The organism is Vibrio ishigakensis, assembly GCF_024347675.1.
Lineage (GTDB): Bacteria > Pseudomonadota > Gammaproteobacteria > Enterobacterales > Vibrionaceae > Vibrio > Vibrio ishigakensis.
On sequence record NZ_AP024882.1, the window covers coordinates 1264639 to 1284367 of the forward strand.

The window sequence follows — 19729 nt, forward strand, 5'->3', positions numbered from 1 at the left end:
CGTGACTCAGAGCGCTCTTAGTTATAGTTGGCTAAGAAATTAAACCTTTTGGCATACACTCTATGGTGCTGGCTTTACCACTTAGAATCTACTGTTTAGTTGCATGTGTTTTTCGTGCCTGAAACTTAGGAATAGCCACCCAGATCAGACCAAGCATAATCACCGCATAGGCCATGGCGAGGCCAATAAATACAAACACAATCATACAAAGTGCCATGGCAATCATCGCCAGCACTTTTCCTGTCCCTTCGAGAAGTCTGACTGCACTCCACATGGCGAATAGGTAGATAACTACAAAGATGCCGTTAGCCAATGTCAGGAAGATCTCGATATCGATACCAGAAAGTTGTCCAAAGACGCAGGATAGAGCCAAGGTGATACCCACAATTGCGGTCGCTTTTGAAGGCACGCCTCTTGTTGAAAGTGCGGCTAATGAGCTTTCCGGTTTGTATTCTCTAGCCAGTGACCAAATCATGCGGGAAAGGCTTTGGGTGTAGAGGTTGATGGTGGCAAAGCAGGCCAAAAAGCCCATTAAGCTAATAATCCAGTTGGCTTTTGCACCGAATAGCAGGTTAGCGAGATAGGGAACTGACGTGGTGTTGAGCTCAGGTGTGCCATAGGCGTTATGTTTCAAGACCACCACGGAAAAGGAGTAATAGACTGCTCCTGCGAGCAAGCAACCTACTAAGATGGCAATGGGGTAATCCCTATCTGGTCTTTTAAACTCTTCACCCATATGGGCAAAGGCTTCTATACCGACAAAGCACCAGAACATCACCGCAATCGCATTACCAATATTTCCCATATCGATTGAAGCGAGATGATGAGGCACGGAATCATAGCTATTTACTTCGCCCTTCCATAAGAACAAACCAACTAAGGCCAAGATACCCAGTGCGATAGCGGTTTGCAGTCTGCTTGAAGACTTGCTTCCTGCGAAGTTCACCACCATCAGAAGCGCCACAATTAAAAGCTGAGAAACTATCGGTGTTGCGAGAAAACTTGGTAGTAATTGTTGGGCAAACCCGCCAGCAATAGCGATAGCCGCAGGCACCCCTACAGGAATCACACTGATAAACAGCAGCGCAACGGACTTTTCTAAACGAGAGCCAAACGCCTGCTTCACAAAATAAGAGGCACCGCCGGCATTTGGGAAACGCTTGCCCAAGGCGGCAAAGGTCATTGCAATAGGGCATACAGCGATGATCAGCATCCACCAAGCCCAAAGAAGGTCTTTGCCAGCAATATTGGCGGCAATAGCAGGAACCATAAATAGGCCGGTGCCAAGAAGGGTGGTGGACATTTGTCCGATCCCACCAATGAGGGTGATGTCTTTCTTTAGTGATGCCATTGAAACTCAAACGATGAATGCGAGAAGAACCGCAAAGTATAGCGCCTCTTTACGTGGTAGTGATTATCTATCTTTGGGAGGTATGTGTTTATGAAGGTTGGCGAACGCTTTAAGTTCTGCCTCTGTGTATTTGGTATGTATGCGCTTGGTTGATGGAGGTTGGTGCTCTGTGCTTAGATTTGGACGCCTTTCAATACTTGGCCTGATAGGTCGCTGGGTAAATCCGCCACCACAATTTGGGCAGACATTACTCAGAATGTCCTCCACACAGGTGACACAAAAGGTGCATTCGTAAGTGCAAATCATGGCTTCCAAAGAGTCAGCAGGTAGGTCTTTATCGCAGCATTCACAGTTCGGTCTTAGCTCCAACATTTCATTACTTCCAAATCTGGCTTGGTGTATTTAGTTTAGAGAAAAACTTGTGAGACATTTGTGAGAATTCGCGGAGCTTATTGAAAGATCTCCCCGTCATCCTTAAGGCATGAACGCAATCAAGCGCTCAACAATCAAAAAGGATGGACTCACAATGAAAAAACGTACCCAACTTGGACTTCTCATCTCATCTGTAGCCTTAGCTATGGGCAGTGCTCAGGCGGCAGAGCTCGAAATTACCATCACCAACGCAACCAAAGGCATCTATTTCACTCCCTTGATTGTGGCGGCGCATAACTCAGATCTGTTTATGTTTAGAACCGGGACCGCAGCCAGTGATGAGCTCAAATCTATGGCAGAAGAGGGCGCGATTGCTGGGCTCTCTGGCGTAATCGGTAATGCCGGTGGTGTAGTCGTGGAAAATCCTGCTGGCGGTTTTCTAGACCCAGGGGATAGCATTACTTTTAATATGGACAGTGGTGATCTTGGCTACTTGTCTTTGGGAGCCATGCTATTGCCAACTAATGACGGTTTTGTTGGACTAGATAGCTGGAAAATCCCGTCTGAGGCTGGTACTTACAGAGCATCCTTGAACGGCTATGACGCAGGTACCGAGGCCAATGATGAGATTGCAGCCAATATGCCAAACCCACCATTTATCACCTTTGGGACAAGCGCGACCGGTGTTGAAACGGCTATCTCTAATGCCATGGTGCATGTGCATCCCGGAACCTTAGGTGATGCCGATGGTGCGGGTGGTAAGAGTGATTTAGATAGCAGTGTTCATCGCTGGTTGAATCCGGTTGCCACTATCAAAGTTGTTGTGAAGTAGGGAGGCAATTATGAAATACCGTATCTTATTAGTTGCCGCATCTGTTGGCTTGCTCGCGGGTTGTCCTGATGACGACGATGATAACAATGCCACCAACAGTACCACTCAAAGCTACACGGTTTCTGTAACCAATCTGACTCCGAATCAGCCCATGTCTCCGCTGGCGGTCTTGACTCACAATAGCAACTTTATGCTGTTTGAAGTGGGACAAAGCGCGTCCGTTGCCTTAGAGCAGTTGGCCGAAGAGGGAAGCAATGCAGAGCTGATTGCCTTCTCGCAAAGTGATGAGAACGTTATCCAGGGCATAGCTGGCAATGGGTTATTGCTTCCGGGAAACAGCGATGAAGTCACCATTTCTTTGGATGTAGATGAAGAGGGCTACCTATCTGTTGCCTCTATGCTAGTCAACACCAATGACGCCTTTGTGGGAGAAACGGGCCTGTCGCTCAAGGATTTGGAAGTAGGTGAGAGTTTTCAGATGAACATGAACGTGTGGGATGCAGGTACTGAGCTAAATGATGAATTGGCTTCGACCATTCCCGGCCCTGCCGCTGGTGGCGAAGGCTTTAACGCTGACCGTAATGACGATGATGTGGTGACTTTCCACTCAGGTGTTATCAGTAGTGATGATGGTCTGGCTAGCTCAGCGCTGGATGCCACCCATAGGTTTCTAAACCCTGGAGCTCGAGTCACCATTACTCGAACTGAGTGAAATTAATCCCTCCCTGCTGCGGTCATCTCTAGTTGTGGTGAAAATAGCAGGGATGGGATCATGGGATTAGACAACTCGAGCGCCAATATCTTATTGGTAGAAGATGATCATGACCTAGCACAGTTGGTAGAGATGCACCTTAAGTTCCAAGGACAAAATGTCCATACCACACCATCATTTCAAGCAGCTTCTGAACTTGTCGATGAGAAGGAGTTTGATCTCTTGGTGTTGGATAGGGGACTTCCCGATGGGGACGGCTTAGATATTTGCTACCAGCTTCGAAAACAAAACAATTGGACGCCGGTTCTTATGTTGACCGCGAGGGATGGTGAAATGGATAAGGTGGAAGGGCTAGAAGCCGGCGTAGACGACTACATCACCAAGCCGTTTAGTGTTTTAGAGTTTCAGGCTAGGGTGCGAAATATACTGCGCCGTGCAAGCCAAGCGTGTCCTTCGAAAGAAACCATATCAACACCCAACTCTCTTAGTTTTGGAGAGTTAACCATCGACCCTGAGCTGCATCAGGTCTCGCTACATGATAAAGACGTAACCCTTACCGCCACCGAGTTTACTTTACTCAAATTTCTCGCCACTAAACCGGGTCGTGTATACAGCAAGGATGAGCTTTTAGACCATGTGTGGAACACGGATCATGCGGGATACCACCACACCGTGTGTAGCACCATCAATCGTTTAAGAAGCAAATTGAGCGTTAAGGATTCCAGTCATCACTTCATCCAAACTGTGTGGGGCGTAGGGTATAAGTTTCAACCCAGAATATAAGAGCCAAGGAGTTAGGGATGAGCTTTAAATCAAGATTATTAGTCTTTACCACTCTTTGGTTTTGCTTAGCGGTTGCTTTGATTGCCGTAACCTATAACTGGCAGAAGGAAACCATTGAGCTTCGCACCAAACAAAATCTGCATAAAGACCTCGCTACACATATGCGCGAAGATAATCCCTTAATGATTGGAGCGGACTATAACCCCGTTGCTCTAAAATCTATCTTCCATACCTTGATGCTGCTTGGTCCTGATTTTGAGATCTACTTCCTCGATGCCAATGGCAATATCACCACTCATGCGTCTCCTGAAGGTGCTGAGTTGCAGCCGAGCGTCGATGTCGCCCCAATAACCCGATACCTAGCAGGCGAGCCTTTTCCTATTTTGGGGGACGACCCTCGGAATCCAGACGACAAGAAGGTGTTTTCAGTCTCGGCGCTCAGAGAGGGCGACAACATCATGGGGTATTTGTATGTGGTGATAGGAAGTACGCGCCACGGCGAAATAGCCGATGCTGAGGTGGATACTCCCTATGTTGCCCTTGCCGGCCTAGTTCTGCTGTCCATTTTGAGCTTTGCCATCGGTACCTATCTTTTGGTGAGAAAGAACCTGCTAAGCCCAATTGAAAGAGTCACAGAAGAGCTAAAAAGTCAGGCAGAGCATGAGTTTCGGTTAGACCCTAATTTTGTTCATCAAGTGCCGGAGTTGGTGCCCATTGCTAATTCCTATCATGAGATGGCAAAGCATATTCAGCAGCAGTTTTTGCATCTTGAGTATCAGTCCTCACATCAAAGACAGAGCCTACTTCAACTAAGTCATGACCTGAAAACGCCTCTTTCGAGCGTGTTGGGTTATCTTGAAACCTGGCAACTGCAAAATCCTAAGTCTGATCCACTGATCGATGTCGCTTTTCGAAACTGCGTAAAATTGTCCGAGCAACTTCAATCACTGCTCAATCAAGCCAGACAAGAGACTTCTTTGCCAAGTTATGAGTTTAAATTAGTTGAGCTTGCACCGATGCTGAAAGAGTGCGCAGAAATGGTGAAAACTCAGCTGGATCGCAAAGGTCTCACGTTGAGTCTTGAACTGACTGAACCGCTTCAAACCGTGGGCGAAAGAGGGTTACTGGAGCGCTTGGTGTTGAATTTGTTCGAAAATGCCATCAGGCACAGCCCTAATAACTCTGAGATCAGATGCGTAGCCGAAGTAAAAGAAGGGGACATAGACTTTACCTTCATCAACCGCGTTCAAGCAGACTCAGAGTCTGGCTCCTTGGGAGTTGGGGTGAAAATAGTCCAGTCCATACTCATGCTTCATCATAGCCACTTGGAAACTAGAGCGTCTGATAGCGAATATCAACAACGCTTTAGCCTGCCTGCTGTCTAGTTTGATGTGGTGCACATTCACTCAAGGTTCTGCTGTAAATAATTGATCTTCCGACGTAAATTAGCCTTTAGTAAGGGAATCTAAACGGGGATAGAAGATTGGAAGAACTGATTGCGCAGTATGCTGACGGGGACGAAGATGCCAGATTAACAAGGCAATATATCGCTCAGCTGGAATTTGATACCACTATGCACCTTTTGACTCCGTACTTGCAGACACCGAAACGCGTGTGCGAGTTAGGGGCCGCAACCGGTCGTTATTCACTGACCTTTGCTGGTGATGGACATACAGTCACAGCGGTAGAGTTGGTGCCTCAACAAATCACAATGATGAGAGACAAGGCTCAAATGCTGGGCCTTGAGCTTGATATCCATGAAGGCAATGCCTGCGAGGTGCCTTTTATCGAATCCAATTCGCAAGATCTCTGCGTTGTATTAGGGCCCCTATATCACCTAAAACAGAAGTCTGAACGTGAGCAAGTGATGGCTGAGGCGAAGCGAATTCTAAAGCCTGGTGGAGTACTGGCCGTGGCTTATATTTCTCGTTTCTTCGTTGCGGGTATGTTCGCGCAGAAGTTCCCCAATCTCATTTCAGCTCGAGTGCTAGAAGAGCTGCATCGCTATGGCACTGTCTCTCATCCAGACTGGCCTCGATTTTTTAGGGTTGGTTATTTTGCTACTCCTGAGGAAATAGAAACGTTAGTCACGGACAGCGATTTTGCTCTTTTAGAGCATGCCGCAACCGATGGTTTCTCTCGTTATCTCTCCGCTGGCGTGAATGACTTTACTCCGTCTCAATATCAAGCGTGGCTTGAATACCATCTACAAACCTGCAAAGAGCCAAGCTTGTTGGGTGCAAGCAATCATGGTTTGCTCGTTGCCCAAAAAAGGGGGTAAGCGAGTGCATAAAGTAAGGGAAGCGGTTCTTGACGATGCCGTGGAGATCAATCGCGTATCAAAGCATCTTGGGTATGACGCTCTCACAGAAGGTGAGGCGGCTGAAAAGCTGCATACTCTGATTGAGTCGAGTGTTGACCAAGTTTACGTGTGTGAATATCAGGGAGAGCTGGTAGGTTGGATCCATATCTTTCGTGCCAATCGGTTAGCCTCGCCAAGTTTCTATGAAATTGGAGGTTTGGTCGTGAAACCGAGTGTTCGAGGGCTGGGATTAGGCAAGGCTCTGGTACGGTATGCTTGCGAGCAACATAAAGGCATTTTTCGCGTGCGCTGCAATGAAAAACGAACAGAAGCTCATCGGTTTTATGAAGGATTAGGCTTTAGCGGCAGTAAATCTCAACGCGTATTTCAATCTGATTTTAATAACGGTGAAATCTGATAACTGGCTCTCAATTTGATTACAGTCGTTCCCCTAAGCTAAAGGTAGTTTAAGGTTACTTGAGGAAAGCACTATGACTGTAAAACGACATGGGATCTCCCTTGGGGTAGAGCGGATAGAGTCAGAATTTGTGTTGGTGTTTAAAGCCACGGGTAAGCTTACCCATGAAGACTACCAAGCAATGACGCAGGTATTAGAGTCTGCCTTACAAGGTGTTGATCCTAAACATATCAAGATGCTGGTGGACGTGTCTGAGTTTTCTGGATGGGAGCTCAGAGCAGCTTGGGATGATTTTCGATTAGGAATGAAACTCGGCTTTGAGATTGAGAAGGTGGCTATCTTTGGTGATAAAAACTGGCAGGAGATGGCATCTAAGGTTGGAGGCTGGTTCATCAGTGGTGAGATGAAATCGTTCCAAAGCTATGACGATGCTGTTGATTGGCTCAAGGACTAAGGTCAACAGACCCTAATATCATTAACCTGAAGTTATCTTAAGCATTACCCAATGGCTACTACCATGTATATGCGTGCAGGTTAGTATGAATGCCTAATTCTCGGGCTTCTAGGTTGTTTACTATGAAAAAGATCGTCACTTTATCTCTACTCGTTATCGCGTCATTAGGGCTCGCTTTTAAGGTAATGAGCAGCGATGAGCTCCATTTAGCTGCATATAATGGCAACCAAGCGGAAGTGGTAGAGTTACTGGCAAATAACCCTGATCCAGACGCCCGAGACTCTTATGGTGGCACTGCGCTGCATGCCGCTATGTTCCAGAAAAACCTAGAGATCGTTAAGCTCTTGATTGACGCAGGTTTTGATGTGAACGCAGTAGGGCCAAGAAACGGCTACACTCCACTGCACGATGCGGTATGGGCGGATAATCTACCTGCACTGAAACTGCTTATCGAAAACGGTGGCGATCTGTCCATAAAAGGGCTCGATGGCAATACACCGCTTGATAAAGCGCGCGCAGAGGGTAAGAGCGATATTGTTGAGTATCTTGAGGGACTAGATTAGAACCATTTGATCGATTTAGCTGAAGTATGAAAAGTGCCAGACTTCATTTGGCACTTTTCTTGTTTGAGTTAATCGATGTCAGAAATAATAAACAACGCCAAGCTGAACGGTTGTGGTTTTATAGTCAATATTGTTGATAACACCGTCGTTGCCTTCACCCACTAGATCTAACCCAGTGACTGCGCCATATCTGAGTTCGCCTTGAAGTGACCAGTTCGGTGCAAATGAGTAGTTTACGCCTGCAAAAAGCTGATAACCAATATCGCCATCGGTTGTAAATGATTGCTCTTGTCCGGCGTTTTCCAAGTCAATATCGATCTCTTGTGCCCAAATTAAACCTGCTCCTAGATAGGGTTTCCAAGTGCTTTTCGTATCGAAGAAATAGATACCGTTTACAAAGAATAGATTGGACGCGTAGTTACCATCGTCATAGCTCTGGCCGTCTGCAGTGATGACCTTACTGTCATTGCTACGATATTCCCATGCGATCTCAGCAGCCCAGTTGCGAGTGAAGCGATATCCGATGCCAGTACCTGCGTTAAAACCATTATCAAGTTCTACCTGCAAAGGCCCATTAGCACCGCCGATACCTTCACTATTCGCACTGGGATCTGACATAAAGCTGTAGCCCACGAAGGGACGAATAAACCAATTTCCAGCTTCGTTTGCTGCAGCGATATGCGTTATTAAGCTCATTAAGATTAGTGTGGTGATTTTCCTGATCATTTTCAGTTACTCCTTTTGTTATCGGTATGTGTGTCATACTGAAAAGGATCTTTCGCTAGATCAGCTAATGTCACCGCTAATGCACCAATAGGCAAGGTTTTACATGAAAGGGCAGATTGATATTGGAGATGTATCTCCATCAAAGTATTTCTTTGCTATTGCCTCATTACTTGGTTTTCTGTTCGCCTTTATCGTACCTTCCCCAGATAGTGCTTGGGGGTTTGGACTGAGTATCGTTCAATGGCAACTTCAGACCCTAGGACCAATGGCTACGATATTAGTTTGCCACCTAGCTCTGTCTAGATTGGCAAAGTTCGAATCCCTCAACCCTTGGTTCAAACTGTTCATTTCCGGCGCTTTTGGGGCACTGTTTTTCTCTCCAGTGGCACTGTGCCTCGACACCATTTTTATGGCAGAGAAGTTTACAGATAACCTGTTGACCGCTTGGATAAATGAGCTGTCAAACGTTGCTCCTCCGGCTGTTATCTGCTGGCTAGCCATCAACTCTCCTTGGGTGCTAGGGCTGAGGCTTCAAACCCTCCAGAGTCGAGCTATCCAAAATATCAGTGAGAATGAGTCTGTTGAAAGACAGAACATCAAAGCGAATACCAGTCTTGAACCTACTTCTGCCTATTTAGACTGGCCATTTATGAATTTGCTACCAGAAAGTATCCAGGACAGGCCCATTTATCTGAAATCAGAGTTGCACTATCTATTGGTCGTTACACCAAAGGGAAAGTCCCTTATTCTCTACAACCTAAGTGATGCGATTAGTGAGATGGGTGAGAGCATGGGTTATCAACCACACAGATCCTATTGGGTCGCAAACGACGCAACAAAATCTTTCGTTCGAAAGGGAAGGCAAGGTGAATTGATTCTGAATAACGGTGAAAGTATCCCGGTTAGTCGAAGGAATCTGGAGTTTGTTGCAGCGCTTCAGTCAAATGCCGACTCACATTGAGAATGGTCTCAATGTCAGGAAAGCAAAAATTGTTTTAAACCAACTTATTGAGACTGCTCTAGTTAGCCACTTTCCCCAGTTATAGTTCTGCGGACTAGAGATTTATTCTTCGTGGTATGTTGAGTTGCTTTGGCGTCAAAGGTGACTCGTGTATTTTGGTTTTGATGAGGGATGCGTTGACATCCCTCGTTATATTTTTGGCGACCAAGGTGATTTCCTAGTCAGCCAAGACGCGCTTTTTCTCCGCCAAAGCCATAGCAATATTTGCTGAGCTGTAGGCTGCTTCATTGATAAAGTGCGGGTAGATATCCTGTTTCTTTTCCCAATACACATCGTAGCCAGCGAAGGTAGCAAGCAGAGGTTCGCCCTGTTTAACCGGCTCGAAGTCACGCCCACAAATGGTAGGGTGCACTGTGGCTGCACGCATACCGTCATGATCTAGTGGGATTGCGACTTCTTCGATATAGAAAAAGGCGTCATAGGCCGGCAGGGCTTCTAGTTTGTTGAGATTTTGAGTTTCTACAAAATCCAATACAGCGGTTAGCATCTTCTTCATCAGCTCTAATGTCTCGAATTTGAGTGAGCCGTGCGCTTGAGCGCCCACTTCAATCATGATTCCATGATCTCCCATTGAGCAAAGGTAAGGTTGCTGCTTCCACCCTTTTCGGTCCTCGAACAAGATGTTGGCTTCCGGCATACGCTGTTTAACATAGGCACCCATCTTATTGTGGAAATCTGAGCCAGAGAGCAGGATTAAAGTTGCCCCCATATTGCTGGTGGTATTGTGAAGGTCGATGATAAGCTGATTTTTAGTGCTAGCGTGCTGCTGCTTCAGCGTTTGAGCGTGTTTGCCCTCTAAAGTATCTGAACCAGTTTCACCAAACTCGCGATTTAGGTCTGACTCAACAAAACGTACGTTTCTTTTTACCGCCTCTGGATTGCCCAATATGCAACTGGTGGAAAAGCTGCTTCTATCCGCTGGGTATAGGTTGTCTTTGATGAGTTTTTGCAGATAGATGCCAGAGAGTTCATTGCCGTGAGTACCTGCAACCAGTAGAACCTTGTTGAGTTTTTCCATGTGAAAATTGATCCAAAATAAAAAGTTACACAATATTGACGCGAATGAGAGGTAATGTCATTGCCCAAGTTCGGGTGCATGCATTAGGCTCTCAGGCTCATATTGAGGGTGTTTAAATATCTCGCAATGTTATAACATATCATTTCTCTTGTAGCGCAACATCTTTTCCATGAAACACTTTAAATTTATCGCTTTGGCCATCGCTGTAGTCGCCTTCTTACTTGCCTTTTTGATTCCTAGTCCAGCGAAAGAAGCCGAAGAAATTGAAATTCTTGTTACTCCTGCACCTGTTTTACAAGAGGTTGAGCCTCAACCTGTACGGGTTCACTATTTCGTTAAAGTCGGAGATACACTCAGCGATATCTTTTCTGCATGGGAACTTCCATATAGCAATATGCAAGAGGTTTTGTCAGCCGATGAGGTTCCGCTTCAACTGGATACCATCAAGCCAGGGGATCACCTAGAGTTCGTTATCGACCCAGACACTAAACAGATAGAAAAGCTTACCTATCACATCAGCCTAGTTGAACGCGCTACCTATACTCAAGTTGAGGGTGGGGAGTTTGTTTACGAGTTTATTGAAGAACCGGGCGAGTGGCGCGAAATCCTTTATTCAGGCACGGTTGAGGGCAGTTTCTCTATGTCTGCCTATAAACTGGGTTTGAACTCCAACCAAATCGCCAACATTACCCGAGTGCTTTATGACAAAGTGAACTTCGCTCGTGAGTTGCGAGCAGGTGATAAGTTTGATGTGCTGGTGAAGAAGCAATATCTGGGTGATCACCCAACAGGCAACACAGAGATCCAAGGCATTTCATTTAAACTCAGACGCGGTGAAGTGTCGGCATTTCTTGCCGATGATGGTCGCTTTTATGACCGAGAAGGTAATAGCCTAGAGCGCGCATTTAACCGTTATCCTATCGATCCACAATATCGACGTATCACCTCACCATTTAACCCAAGACGTGTGCACCCAGTCACGGGTCGCGTATCCCCACACAATGGTACTGACTTTGCTACGCCTACGGGAGCGCCAGTTTACTCAACCGGTGATGGCCGAGTAGTGGCGGTGCGCAATCATCCATTTGCGGGTAAGTACTTGGTTATTGAACACAATAGTGTGTATACCACTCGATATCTGCACCTGCATAAGTTCCTAGTTAAGCGAGGCGACTATGTTGAGCGTGGACAAAAGATTGCTCTATCTGGCAATACAGGACGCTCTACCGGTCCTCACCTGCATTTTGAGGTACTGGTGCGTAACCGTGCGGTTGACCCAATGAAAGCTGATCTGCCAATGGCAAGCTCAATCTCTGAAGAAGATAAAACTTCGTTCGCAGCGCGTATATCAGAGTTCGATAAACGGGTAGAGCAAGGCGTTTAACTGGCAAGCACTTGTTTGAAGCTCTCGACGAATAACCGAGTCCTAGGGGCTAGGTGTTCCCGCTTCGGATAAAGCATATAGAGTGGCAAGATGGAGTCTGTTTCCCAATCTGGAAGCAGCTCGATTATGTCACTCTTTTGCTCTTTACTTAGCTGGCTGAGGGCAAACTCGTCAAGCATAGCGATACCACATCCCTCAACAAGAGCGTCCACCATAGCACTCACCAGATTAACGCTGATTGAGTTCTCAAAGCACACCTCAACCCTGTCACTGTTTTGGACATGTTGAAACATCCATTGGTCTAAAGTGAACTCGCTATTTTTGTATAAGATGTGGCGGTGATTGATCAGCTCCCTAGGATGATTGATCACTTCTAAATTTGGATAGTTCACTGATACATACGGCTTACATTTTAAGGCTCTTATTCGTCTGCCAATATAGCCAGCAGGTGGAAGTTCGGTCAGGTAGAATGCGATATCAAAACCGTTTTCAATCAACTCTAAAGGCTTTTCGGTAAACATCACCTCAAGTTCTATCTCAGGATATTGTCGCTTAAAGCTGGCTAGCGGTTTGGATAGCATAAAAGCACCGAAAGAGGCCGACGCCGCCACTCTTAATCTTCCTTTAATTTCCTGCTGTGAGTCAAACTGGGCATCTATGGATTCTGCCTCGAAATAGAGGGCTTTCACTTTCTGATAGAAAGCCAAACCGTCATAGGTGAGGTTGAACTGACGTGTGGTCCTTTGTATCAGTTGGACCTTGAGTATGTCCTCGAGCTGTTTCAGTTGTCTGCTGGCATGCGCATTTGAGAAGCCAAGTCTGTTTGCCGCTTTTGCGATGCTTTTTTCTTCACACAAGGCGATATACAGCGGGACATAGCTTAACCACTTTATTTCCATATGGTAATTCTGTTGTTCTAAATTGATACTTTTGGAAAGAATAGGGGCTATCTATACTGCAAGCAAGTTGAGTAAAGAGAGTAGCAAAATGAAGCAATTTGAAACTTGGTTAGCGGGGCAAAATCTTAAGGAGCAAGTCGTTAACCCTAATATTGAGGTTGGAGATCACAGCTATTATTCCGGTTTTTATCACGATAAAAGCTTTGAAGAGCATGCCGTTCGTTACTTGTTAGGTGACGGCGTAACTCAGGACGAATGGAACAGCGGTGTTTTTGGTGAAGTGGATAAGTTGCGCATTGGCAAGTTTGTCTCCATTGCATCCGGTGCGACCTTCATGATGGCGGGCAACCAAGGTCATCGCATTGATTGGATTTCTACTTTTCCTTTCGATTCATCAGAGTTTGGTAATGGCGTGAAAAGTGGCTTCAAACGTGCCGGTGATACCGTGATTGGTAATGATGTTTGGATTGGTACTGAAGCTATGATTATGCCGGGAGTGCGTATAGGCAACGGCGCAGTTATTGGCGCGCGTTCTGTGATTACTAAGGATGTTGAGCCTTATTCTGTGGTGGTGGGGAACAACCATATGGTGAAAAAGCGTTTTGACGATGAGTTAATCGAGGTCTTAGAACGCATCCAATGGTGGAATTGGCCTCTTGAGTTGCTTAAAGGTGCGATGCCAATTCTTTGCAGTGGTGATATTAAAAGACTCGAAAGGTATTACCTAGAGTCTGGGTTATCTTGACGTTTATCTCAGTCTAATTAGCTGATTAGACTGAGATTATTGTAATTTTGGCTCGTTAATGTGAGGCTGAGTTTTTCGAGTTTATTTGAGAGGGTTTGTTTTGATAAGCCATATTGATCATATCGTTCTTACCGTTTCCGATATCGATGCTTCGGTAGAGTTTTATACTCGCGTTCTTCAAATGGAAGCCATCACTATGAACAATGGTCGCAGGGCATTGCGCTTTGGTAACCAGAAGATCAACTTGCAAACTTTAGGGCAAGAGCCTAGAAATAAGGCAGGTGTGGGTTCAGGAGATGTCTGTTTGATCTCGAATTGGAGCATGAATGAGATAGTAAAACATCTCACAGTGCAGAATATTGAGATCAACGAGGGACCAGTAATGCGCTCAGGTGCGGTCGGTCCAATACAATCGGTCTACTTTCTCGACCCAGATAGAAACCTGATAGAAGTTAGCGTCTACAGTGAATAATACTTTAGGGGTAAACTTTTCCACGCCTTGATGCGTAAGAATGCGCTCTGGGTGTATTTTGTGCGGTATTACACCTACTGGTTTAGTACAGTTTCTATCTTAAGGAACCGATGGCACAAGGTAATCAGTCGCTGTATGAAGGTGGTCGTCAGCCTAGTTTATTAGTATTTGCATTGCTCCCTCTACTCATCGTCATTTTCTTGTGGCTTGAGTATCAACCTCAAGGGAGCCGATGGACGTACGATTGGGTTCCTAGCCTTGGTATTAACCTCTCTTTCAACCTAGACGGACTGTCCTTTTTGTTCGCCGCGCTAATCAGTGGTGTGGGTGTCTTGATACAGACCTACGCTTGGTCTTATATGAAAGGCACCAAGTCTCGTTTCTCGTTCCACCTCTATCTAACTCTGTTTATGCTCGCCATGCTTGGCGTGGTGCTGAGCGACAACATCCTGCTTCTGTTTGTGTTTTGGGAGTTAACCACCATTACTTCTTATCTCTTGATTGGCTTCAATCATGAGAATCCCAAGTCTAGAAAAAATGCCCTCCAGTCTTTGATAGTGACCGGCTCCGGCGGGCTAGCCTTGCTGGCTGGACTTATCATTCTTGGGCATATGGCGCAAAGCTATGAGCTGAGCGAGATTGTTGAGAGGGCGTCTGGTTTCCAAGATCATTCGCTGTTTATGCCTTCACTTGTGCTGATACTTCTCGGTGCGTTTACTAAATCAGCACAATTTCCATTCCACTTTTGGTTACCAAACGCAATGGCCGCGCCGACTCCGGTCAGTGCCTATCTTCACTCTGCAACCATGGTTAAGGCAGGTATCTACCTGTTAGCGAGGGTGTCGCCCATCTATAGTGGCACTGAGGTTTGGGTTGTTACTCTGATGCTTTTCGGGGGAGTTACCGCGCTATGGTGCGCCTTGGTTGCTCTCAAACAGACCGATCTCAAGTTGATGCTGGCATACAGTACTAATGTGGCCTTGGGTAAACTCACCTTGCTTCTCGGTGTCGGGACGGAGCTTGCCATTGCAGCAGCGATGCTGTTTATCGTGGCGCACTCCTTCTATAAAGCGTCTTTGTTCATGGTGGTTGGTAATATCGATAAGGCGACAGGCACGCGAGATATTCGAATACTGGGTGGATTGAAGTCTTTGCTCATTCTGAGCTTGGTTGCCGCTGGCATAGCCGCACTTTCAAAATCGGGTGTACCGCCCATGATGGGCTTTATTAGCAAGGAGTACATGTACAAAGCGGGCTTAGAGTCCGGCTTGTGGATAGCCATACTACTGCTTTTGGTCAACGCGATTATGGTGGCATTGGCGCTCGCTCTGGTCATCAAACCTTTCTTACAAAAACCGGCCGAAAGCGTCGTTAGCAAACCGGTTGAAAGAGACATAGGTTTGTGGGTGCCGCCAATTCTTTTGGCCTTCGCCAGTTTATTGCTTCCGCAGTACGGCCTTAATTGGGTTAATACTCATTTGATTAGCCCGAGTTCACTGGCAATAAGTCCCGCAACGACACCAGAGCTCATTAAATTGTGGCAAGGTTTCAATCTGCCACTTTTATTGAGTGTCATTACTACTGTGCTGGGCATCGTTTTATATCTAGCAATGACGGCATTCAGCAAGAGATTTGAAGCAATCTCTTTTCCAGATGCCAATAAGGCGTTTGACGCGCTGCTTGAGGGCATGCTTGCGATAGCCAAGTGGCAAACTCGATTGTTGCAACAAAAGCGTCTCAGTCTCTATGTGCTCGGTTTCTTTAGCGTGTTGGCAGTATTGCTGCTTAGCCAGCCTCTATCCGTTTACAACCATCTGTCTCTTGGTCTCAAGCAGGTTGCTTTGTATGAATTTGGTTTAGCGGCAATCTTAATTGGTGCTGCACTTTTGTGTGCTATTTCCACCTATAGATTACTTTCAGTAGCCGCTCTTGGTGTAGTGGGCTTTATGACAACCTTGGTGTTTATGCTCTACAGCGCCCCAGACGTCGCCAAAACCTTGCTCTTGGTGGAAACCCTGATGGTTATCTTTGTGGTATTAGTGTTGAAGCACATGCCAACACTTGGCTCAGTTCCAAAACATAGCCTTGGTAGGCGCGCATTTCATATGGTCGTGGCTGGGGTAATAGGTTTTTCCGTCACCGCTATCCTAATCACCATAACGTCAACTCCGCTGGATACAGAACTTGCTGACTTCTTTACCCAGAATAGTGTGCCCGGCGGTCATGGCCGAAACGTGGTGAACGTCATCTTGGTGGACTTTCGAGCCATAGACACCTTAGGAGAAGTGATAGTTGTAGTGATTGCCGGCCTGTCTGCCGTCAGTTTGCTTAAAACTAAGAAGCAAAGGCCGAGCCGTATTCACTCGCTGATCTTTGCTACCACTTCTCATATCGTTGCGGCGCTCATGCTGGTCTTCTCTTTCTATCTACTTCTCAGAGGGCACAATGCACCCGGTGGCGGGTTTATTGGAGCCTTGATTGCAGTGATTGGTCTCTCTCTACTGATGTTTGCCGAATCTCCTCGATATGTGCGAAATAGGATAAATCATGCCCCGTTTAGTATTGCCATGTTTGGTGTTCTGCTCAGCCTTACTGCAGGTGCATTAGCCCTTTTGTTTAATCTGCCTTTCTTAACTGGACTTTGGTGGAAAGACATTCTGCCGCTAGGGACACCTTTGCTCTTTGATGTGGGGATTTACCTTGCGATTATCGGCGGGGTAATGGGGATGCTGCTTCATTTGAATGAGGGGTTGGACTGATGGAAGTGTTATGGAGTTTGGTGGTCGGTGTGTTCGTAGCTATTGGTGTCTACCTGATGCTAGAAAGGCATGTGCTTCGATTGCTTTATGGCCTGATCTTAATCAGCAGTGCAATCAATCTCGCTATTTTCACTGCTGGGCGACTAACCCCGGGTAATCCACCTCTGATTGAATTGGGAAGCTCTTTGCCCGCAGAAGGCGCGGCGAACCCCTTGCCACAGGCCTTGATACTCACTGCAATAGTGATTGGTTTTGGCCTGTTGATATTCGCACTCATGCTTCTGTATCGGGCCAATGTAGAAACCGGCTCTGCGGATGTTGATGAGATGAAAGCGTCTGAGGAGGATAAATGACCTCAGTGCTTCTCACCCTACCTGTCGTTGTTTCACTTGGCATAGCTGTGCTGGCGTTCTTTCTACGTCGCAAGGCTAGGGCAGTGGAATGGGTGAGTGTTGGTGGGGCTGTCGTTTTATTTGGAGTGGCTGGGCTTTTGCTCTCGGATATTTCAGCGCTTGGCCCACAAGCTGTTGCCTTTGGGCAATGGATGGCTCCGTTTGGCATAGTGTTTATTGCCGATAACACCTCAGCTGCCATGGTGATTATCACCGCTATCATAGGATTGGGTATCGTTATTTACGCTATGGCTGATTTGAAAGAGAAACGCTCTTACACCCTCTATCACGTGCTATTTCACGTCTTGCTTGCTGGTGTCTACGGCGCGTTCCTGACTGGGGATTTGTTCAACCTCTACGTCTGGTTTGAGGTAATGCTGATAGCCTCTTTTGGCTTGATGGTACTGGATGCCCCAAAAGTACAAATAGATGGCGCGGTTAAGTATGTGGTACTGAACCTGATTTCTACCTTGGTATTCTTGCTCGCTATCGGTTTGGTGTATGGGGCATCGGGTACGCTGAATATGGCAGATCTTCATGTGAAAGCAGTGCTGATACCTAAAGATACTCAAGCGGTGCTAGGCGCGTTATTGTTGTTTGCGTTTGCCATCAAATCTGCGCTATTTCCTCTGTTTGCGTGGCTACCTGCTTCCTACCATACATTGCCCAGCGTAGTAGTGGCTTTGTTTGCCGCCCTGCTGACCAAGGTGGGTGTTTATGCCCTTATTAGGGTGTTTACCTTGATTTTCCCTCTCGATGTCAGTGGTTGGCAGCCGCTTCTGATATGGATTGCAGGCTTGACCATGTTAACTGGGGTACTGGGCGCGGCCAGTCAGTACGACATCAAAAAGATCCTCTCGTTTCATATCATTAGCCAGATCGGCTATATGATCATGGGCCTAGCCATTTTTACGCCAATCGCAATCGCCGGCGCTATCTTCTATATCATCCATCACATCATAGTGAAGGCGAACCTGTTTTTGATTGGAGGCTATCTAGAGAAACGATACGGCTCTAGCCAATTGGAGAAGTTAGGCGGGGCTTATAAAGCCATGCCGTATCTTGCGCTTATGTTCTTAGTGCCAGCATTTTCACTGGCAGGGTTTCCGCCTCTGTCCGGCTTTTGGGGTAAGTTCTTAGTAATTAAGGCCAGTATTCAAACCGAATACTTCCTGCTTGCCGGCGTTGCCTTACTGGTTGGTCTTTTGACCGTATTCTCTATGACTAAGATTTGGAGTGAAGCATTTTGGAAGGCGAACCATGACGCTATTGAGCCTAAAACCTTGGACAAAACAACTAACGCTTTATATCTCATTCCAATCACTAGCTTTACTTTGATCAGTTTGATCATTGGTTTAGGGGCCGAACCTTTTTATCAATTTGCAGTGCTGGCCGCTGAACAACTGTTAAACCCAACTCGATATGTGGAAGCGGTGTTAGGGAGGGTGACATGATTTATTTCTTATTAAACCTGTTCCTAGCCGTTGCCTGGATGCTTCTTAACGGTAGCTATAACATCGGAAACTTCGCTCTGGGATTTCTGGTAGGGTTCTTTGCATTAAGGCTCAGTCAGCCGTTCGGACTGAATTCTAGTTACTTCAAACGCCTTGCAGGGATCATAGGACTCATTGGGTTCTTTGTGTATGAGATGGTTATTTCCGTTCTTAGGGTAACTTGGGATGTATTAACGCCGACACATCTAAGTGACCCCGATATCATTTACGTGCCCTTGGATGTCTCGAGCGATCTTGAGATAGCGCTTCTTGCCAATATGGTTTCTCTTACTCCTGGTAGCTTGAGCTTAGATGTGACAGACGATAGAACGCATCTTGTTGTACATGCTATGTTTGCTCCCGATCATCAGGCGGTTATTGACGAAATCAAAAACGGCTTGGAGAGAAGGATATTGGAGGTGACCCGTGAGTGAATATTTAATGATGGTCATCTCCGTGAGCGCCACCGCGCTGTTTTTGAGTTTGTTACTTGCCTTGGTGCGACTAATCAAAGGACCAACTCTAGCCGATAGAGTGGTGGCACTGGACCTGATTTCCTTTATTACCATTGGCTTTATCGCCCTATATACCTTGTACAGTGGACAAAAAGCCTTGCTGGATATCGCAATTACACTGGGGCTAGTGGCTTTTCTAGGCACCATAGCCTTTGCTCGCTACATCGCAAAAATTAAAGATGCGGGGGAGGAGTGATGGACTTTTTGATTATGGTGCTTTTGCTTCTCGGCTCCTTTTTCGTGGTTATAGCCAGTGTAGGCATAGTTAGAATGCCAGACCTTTATACCCGAATGCACAGTGCCACCAAGGCCGGCACGGTCGGGTTGAGCTTACTGCTCCTAGCACTAGCATTCGCCATTCCTGAAATCAGCGTTATCTCACGAGTGCTGGGTACGATTCTATTTGTGTTCTTAACTGCGCCTGTGGCCGCACATATTTTGGGCCTAGCTATGAAGCAGACCGGTTATAAGATTTGGCGGAAAGAAAAGTAGTGGAGCAGGGATAGGTTATTCGTTTA

Annotated in this window: 23 protein-coding genes; 18 read left to right on the forward strand and 5 right to left on the reverse strand. The window is 46.4% G+C overall.

The window, feature by feature from the left end; translation table 11 throughout:
* Positions 1 to 88 precede the first annotated feature (88 nt).
* Both yjeH and Pcarn_RS19545 read right to left on the reverse strand, forming a co-directional pair.
* A complete protein-coding gene (yjeH, locus tag Pcarn_RS19540; RefSeq protein WP_261835995.1) occupies positions 89 to 1351 on the reverse strand; it encodes an L-methionine/branched-chain amino acid transporter in 1263 nt (420 codons plus the stop codon).
* Positions 1352 to 1414: 63 nt separating this feature from the next.
* Positions 1415 to 1723, reverse strand: coding sequence for a DUF1272 domain-containing protein (locus tag Pcarn_RS19545; RefSeq protein WP_261835996.1), 309 nt, complete (start codon positions 1721 to 1723; stop codon positions 1415 to 1417).
* 154 nt (positions 1724 to 1877) lie between these two features.
* Here Pcarn_RS19545 and Pcarn_RS19550 point away from each other — a divergent pair, with 154 nt between their 5' ends.
* The 8 genes from Pcarn_RS19550 (at position 1878) to Pcarn_RS19585 (ending at position 7787) form a co-directional block, all read left to right on the forward strand.
* Positions 1878 to 2555, forward strand: a complete 678-nt coding sequence (locus Pcarn_RS19550; RefSeq protein WP_261835997.1) for a spondin domain-containing protein — start codon at positions 1878 to 1880, stop codon at positions 2553 to 2555.
* 10 nt (positions 2556 to 2565) lie between these two features.
* Positions 2566 to 3267 (forward strand): spondin domain-containing protein, encoded by a 702-nt coding sequence (locus Pcarn_RS19555; protein ID WP_261835998.1) that lies wholly within the window; start codon positions 2566 to 2568, stop codon positions 3265 to 3267.
* 60 nt (positions 3268 to 3327) lie between these two features.
* The gene (locus Pcarn_RS19560) at positions 3328 to 4050 is read left to right on the forward strand and encodes a response regulator transcription factor (protein WP_261835999.1); all 723 of its coding nucleotides are present in this window, start codon (positions 3328 to 3330) and stop codon (positions 4048 to 4050) included.
* Between the two features lie 17 nt (positions 4051 to 4067).
* Entirely contained in the window at positions 4068 to 5435 is a 1368-nt protein-coding gene (locus tag Pcarn_RS19565) for a sensor histidine kinase (protein WP_261836000.1), read from the forward strand.
* A gap of 98 nt (positions 5436 to 5533) precedes the next feature.
* A complete protein-coding gene (locus Pcarn_RS19570; RefSeq protein ID WP_261836001.1) occupies positions 5534 to 6331 on the forward strand; it encodes a class I SAM-dependent methyltransferase in 798 nt (265 codons plus the stop codon).
* Between the two features lie 4 nt (positions 6332 to 6335).
* The gene (locus Pcarn_RS19575) at positions 6336 to 6770 is read left to right on the forward strand and encodes a GNAT family N-acetyltransferase (RefSeq protein ID WP_261836002.1); all 435 of its coding nucleotides are present in this window, start codon (positions 6336 to 6338) and stop codon (positions 6768 to 6770) included.
* Positions 6771 to 6843: 73 nt separating this feature from the next.
* Positions 6844 to 7224, forward strand: a complete 381-nt coding sequence (locus tag Pcarn_RS19580) for a SpoIIAA family protein (protein WP_261836003.1) — start codon at positions 6844 to 6846, stop codon at positions 7222 to 7224.
* Between the two features lie 122 nt (positions 7225 to 7346).
* A complete protein-coding gene (locus Pcarn_RS19585) occupies positions 7347 to 7787 on the forward strand; it encodes an ankyrin repeat domain-containing protein (RefSeq protein WP_261836004.1) in 441 nt (146 codons plus the stop codon).
* Between the two features lie 78 nt (positions 7788 to 7865).
* On the opposite strand, the gene Pcarn_RS19590 is transcribed toward Pcarn_RS19585, so the two are convergent.
* Positions 7866 to 8513 carry a porin family protein gene (locus tag Pcarn_RS19590; protein ID WP_261836005.1) on the reverse strand — a complete coding sequence of 216 codons (648 nt, stop codon included), beginning with the start codon at positions 8511 to 8513 and terminating at the stop codon, positions 7866 to 7868.
* 103 nt (positions 8514 to 8616) lie between these two features.
* On the opposite strand from Pcarn_RS19590, the gene Pcarn_RS19595 reads away from it, so the two are divergent.
* Entirely contained in the window at positions 8617 to 9474 is an 858-nt protein-coding gene (locus Pcarn_RS19595; protein ID WP_261836006.1) for a LytTR family DNA-binding domain-containing protein, read from the forward strand.
* 217 nt (positions 9475 to 9691) lie between these two features.
* On the opposite strand, the gene Pcarn_RS19600 is transcribed toward Pcarn_RS19595, so the two are convergent.
* A complete protein-coding gene (locus tag Pcarn_RS19600; protein WP_261836007.1) occupies positions 9692 to 10552 on the reverse strand; it encodes an aspartoacylase in 861 nt (286 codons plus the stop codon).
* 169 nt (positions 10553 to 10721) lie between these two features.
* On the opposite strand from Pcarn_RS19600, the gene Pcarn_RS19605 reads away from it, so the two are divergent.
* Positions 10722 to 11936 carry a peptidoglycan DD-metalloendopeptidase family protein gene (locus Pcarn_RS19605; RefSeq protein WP_261836008.1) on the forward strand — a complete coding sequence of 405 codons (1215 nt, stop codon included), beginning with the start codon at positions 10722 to 10724 and terminating at the stop codon, positions 11934 to 11936.
* On the opposite strand, the gene Pcarn_RS19610 is transcribed toward Pcarn_RS19605, so the two are convergent.
* Complete coding sequence (locus tag Pcarn_RS19610; protein WP_261836009.1) at positions 11933 to 12835, reverse strand: LysR family transcriptional regulator; 903 nt, start codon at positions 12833 to 12835, stop codon at positions 11933 to 11935. The genes Pcarn_RS19605 and Pcarn_RS19610 overlap by 4 nt on opposite strands.
* A gap of 88 nt (positions 12836 to 12923) precedes the next feature.
* Between Pcarn_RS19610 and Pcarn_RS19615 the strand changes: the two genes are divergently transcribed.
* The 8 genes from Pcarn_RS19615 (at position 12924) to mnhG (ending at position 19703) form a co-directional block, all read left to right on the forward strand.
* Positions 12924 to 13580, forward strand: coding sequence for a CatB-related O-acetyltransferase (locus Pcarn_RS19615; RefSeq protein ID WP_261836010.1), 657 nt, complete (start codon positions 12924 to 12926; stop codon positions 13578 to 13580).
* A 100-nt stretch (positions 13581 to 13680) separates the two neighbouring features.
* Positions 13681 to 14052 carry a VOC family protein gene (locus Pcarn_RS19620; protein WP_261836011.1) on the forward strand — a complete coding sequence of 124 codons (372 nt, stop codon included), beginning with the start codon at positions 13681 to 13683 and terminating at the stop codon, positions 14050 to 14052.
* Positions 14053 to 14246: 194 nt separating this feature from the next.
* A complete protein-coding gene (gene mbhE / locus Pcarn_RS19625; RefSeq protein WP_261837321.1) occupies positions 14247 to 16811 on the forward strand; it encodes a hydrogen gas-evolving membrane-bound hydrogenase subunit E in 2565 nt (854 codons plus the stop codon).
* Positions 16811 to 17164, forward strand: a complete 354-nt coding sequence (locus Pcarn_RS19630) for a Na+/H+ antiporter subunit C (RefSeq protein WP_261836012.1) — start codon at positions 16811 to 16813, stop codon at positions 17162 to 17164. The genes mbhE and Pcarn_RS19630 overlap by 1 nt, the downstream gene beginning before the upstream one ends.
* Positions 17161 to 18657, forward strand: coding sequence for a proton-conducting transporter transmembrane domain-containing protein (locus tag Pcarn_RS19635; RefSeq protein WP_261836013.1), 1497 nt, complete (start codon positions 17161 to 17163; stop codon positions 18655 to 18657). The genes Pcarn_RS19630 and Pcarn_RS19635 overlap by 4 nt, the downstream gene beginning before the upstream one ends.
* Positions 18654 to 19130 carry a Na+/H+ antiporter subunit E gene (locus Pcarn_RS19640; protein WP_261836014.1) on the forward strand — a complete coding sequence of 159 codons (477 nt, stop codon included), beginning with the start codon at positions 18654 to 18656 and terminating at the stop codon, positions 19128 to 19130. The genes Pcarn_RS19635 and Pcarn_RS19640 overlap by 4 nt, the downstream gene beginning before the upstream one ends.
* 7 nt (positions 19131 to 19137) lie before the next feature.
* Complete coding sequence (locus tag Pcarn_RS19645; protein WP_261837322.1) at positions 19138 to 19407, forward strand: monovalent cation/H+ antiporter complex subunit F; 270 nt, start codon at positions 19138 to 19140, stop codon at positions 19405 to 19407.
* The gene (gene mnhG, locus Pcarn_RS19650) at positions 19407 to 19703 is read left to right on the forward strand and encodes a monovalent cation/H(+) antiporter subunit G (protein ID WP_261836015.1); all 297 of its coding nucleotides are present in this window, start codon (positions 19407 to 19409) and stop codon (positions 19701 to 19703) included. Before Pcarn_RS19645 ends, mnhG begins: the two co-directional genes overlap by 1 nt.
* Positions 19704 to 19729 lie beyond the last annotated feature (26 nt).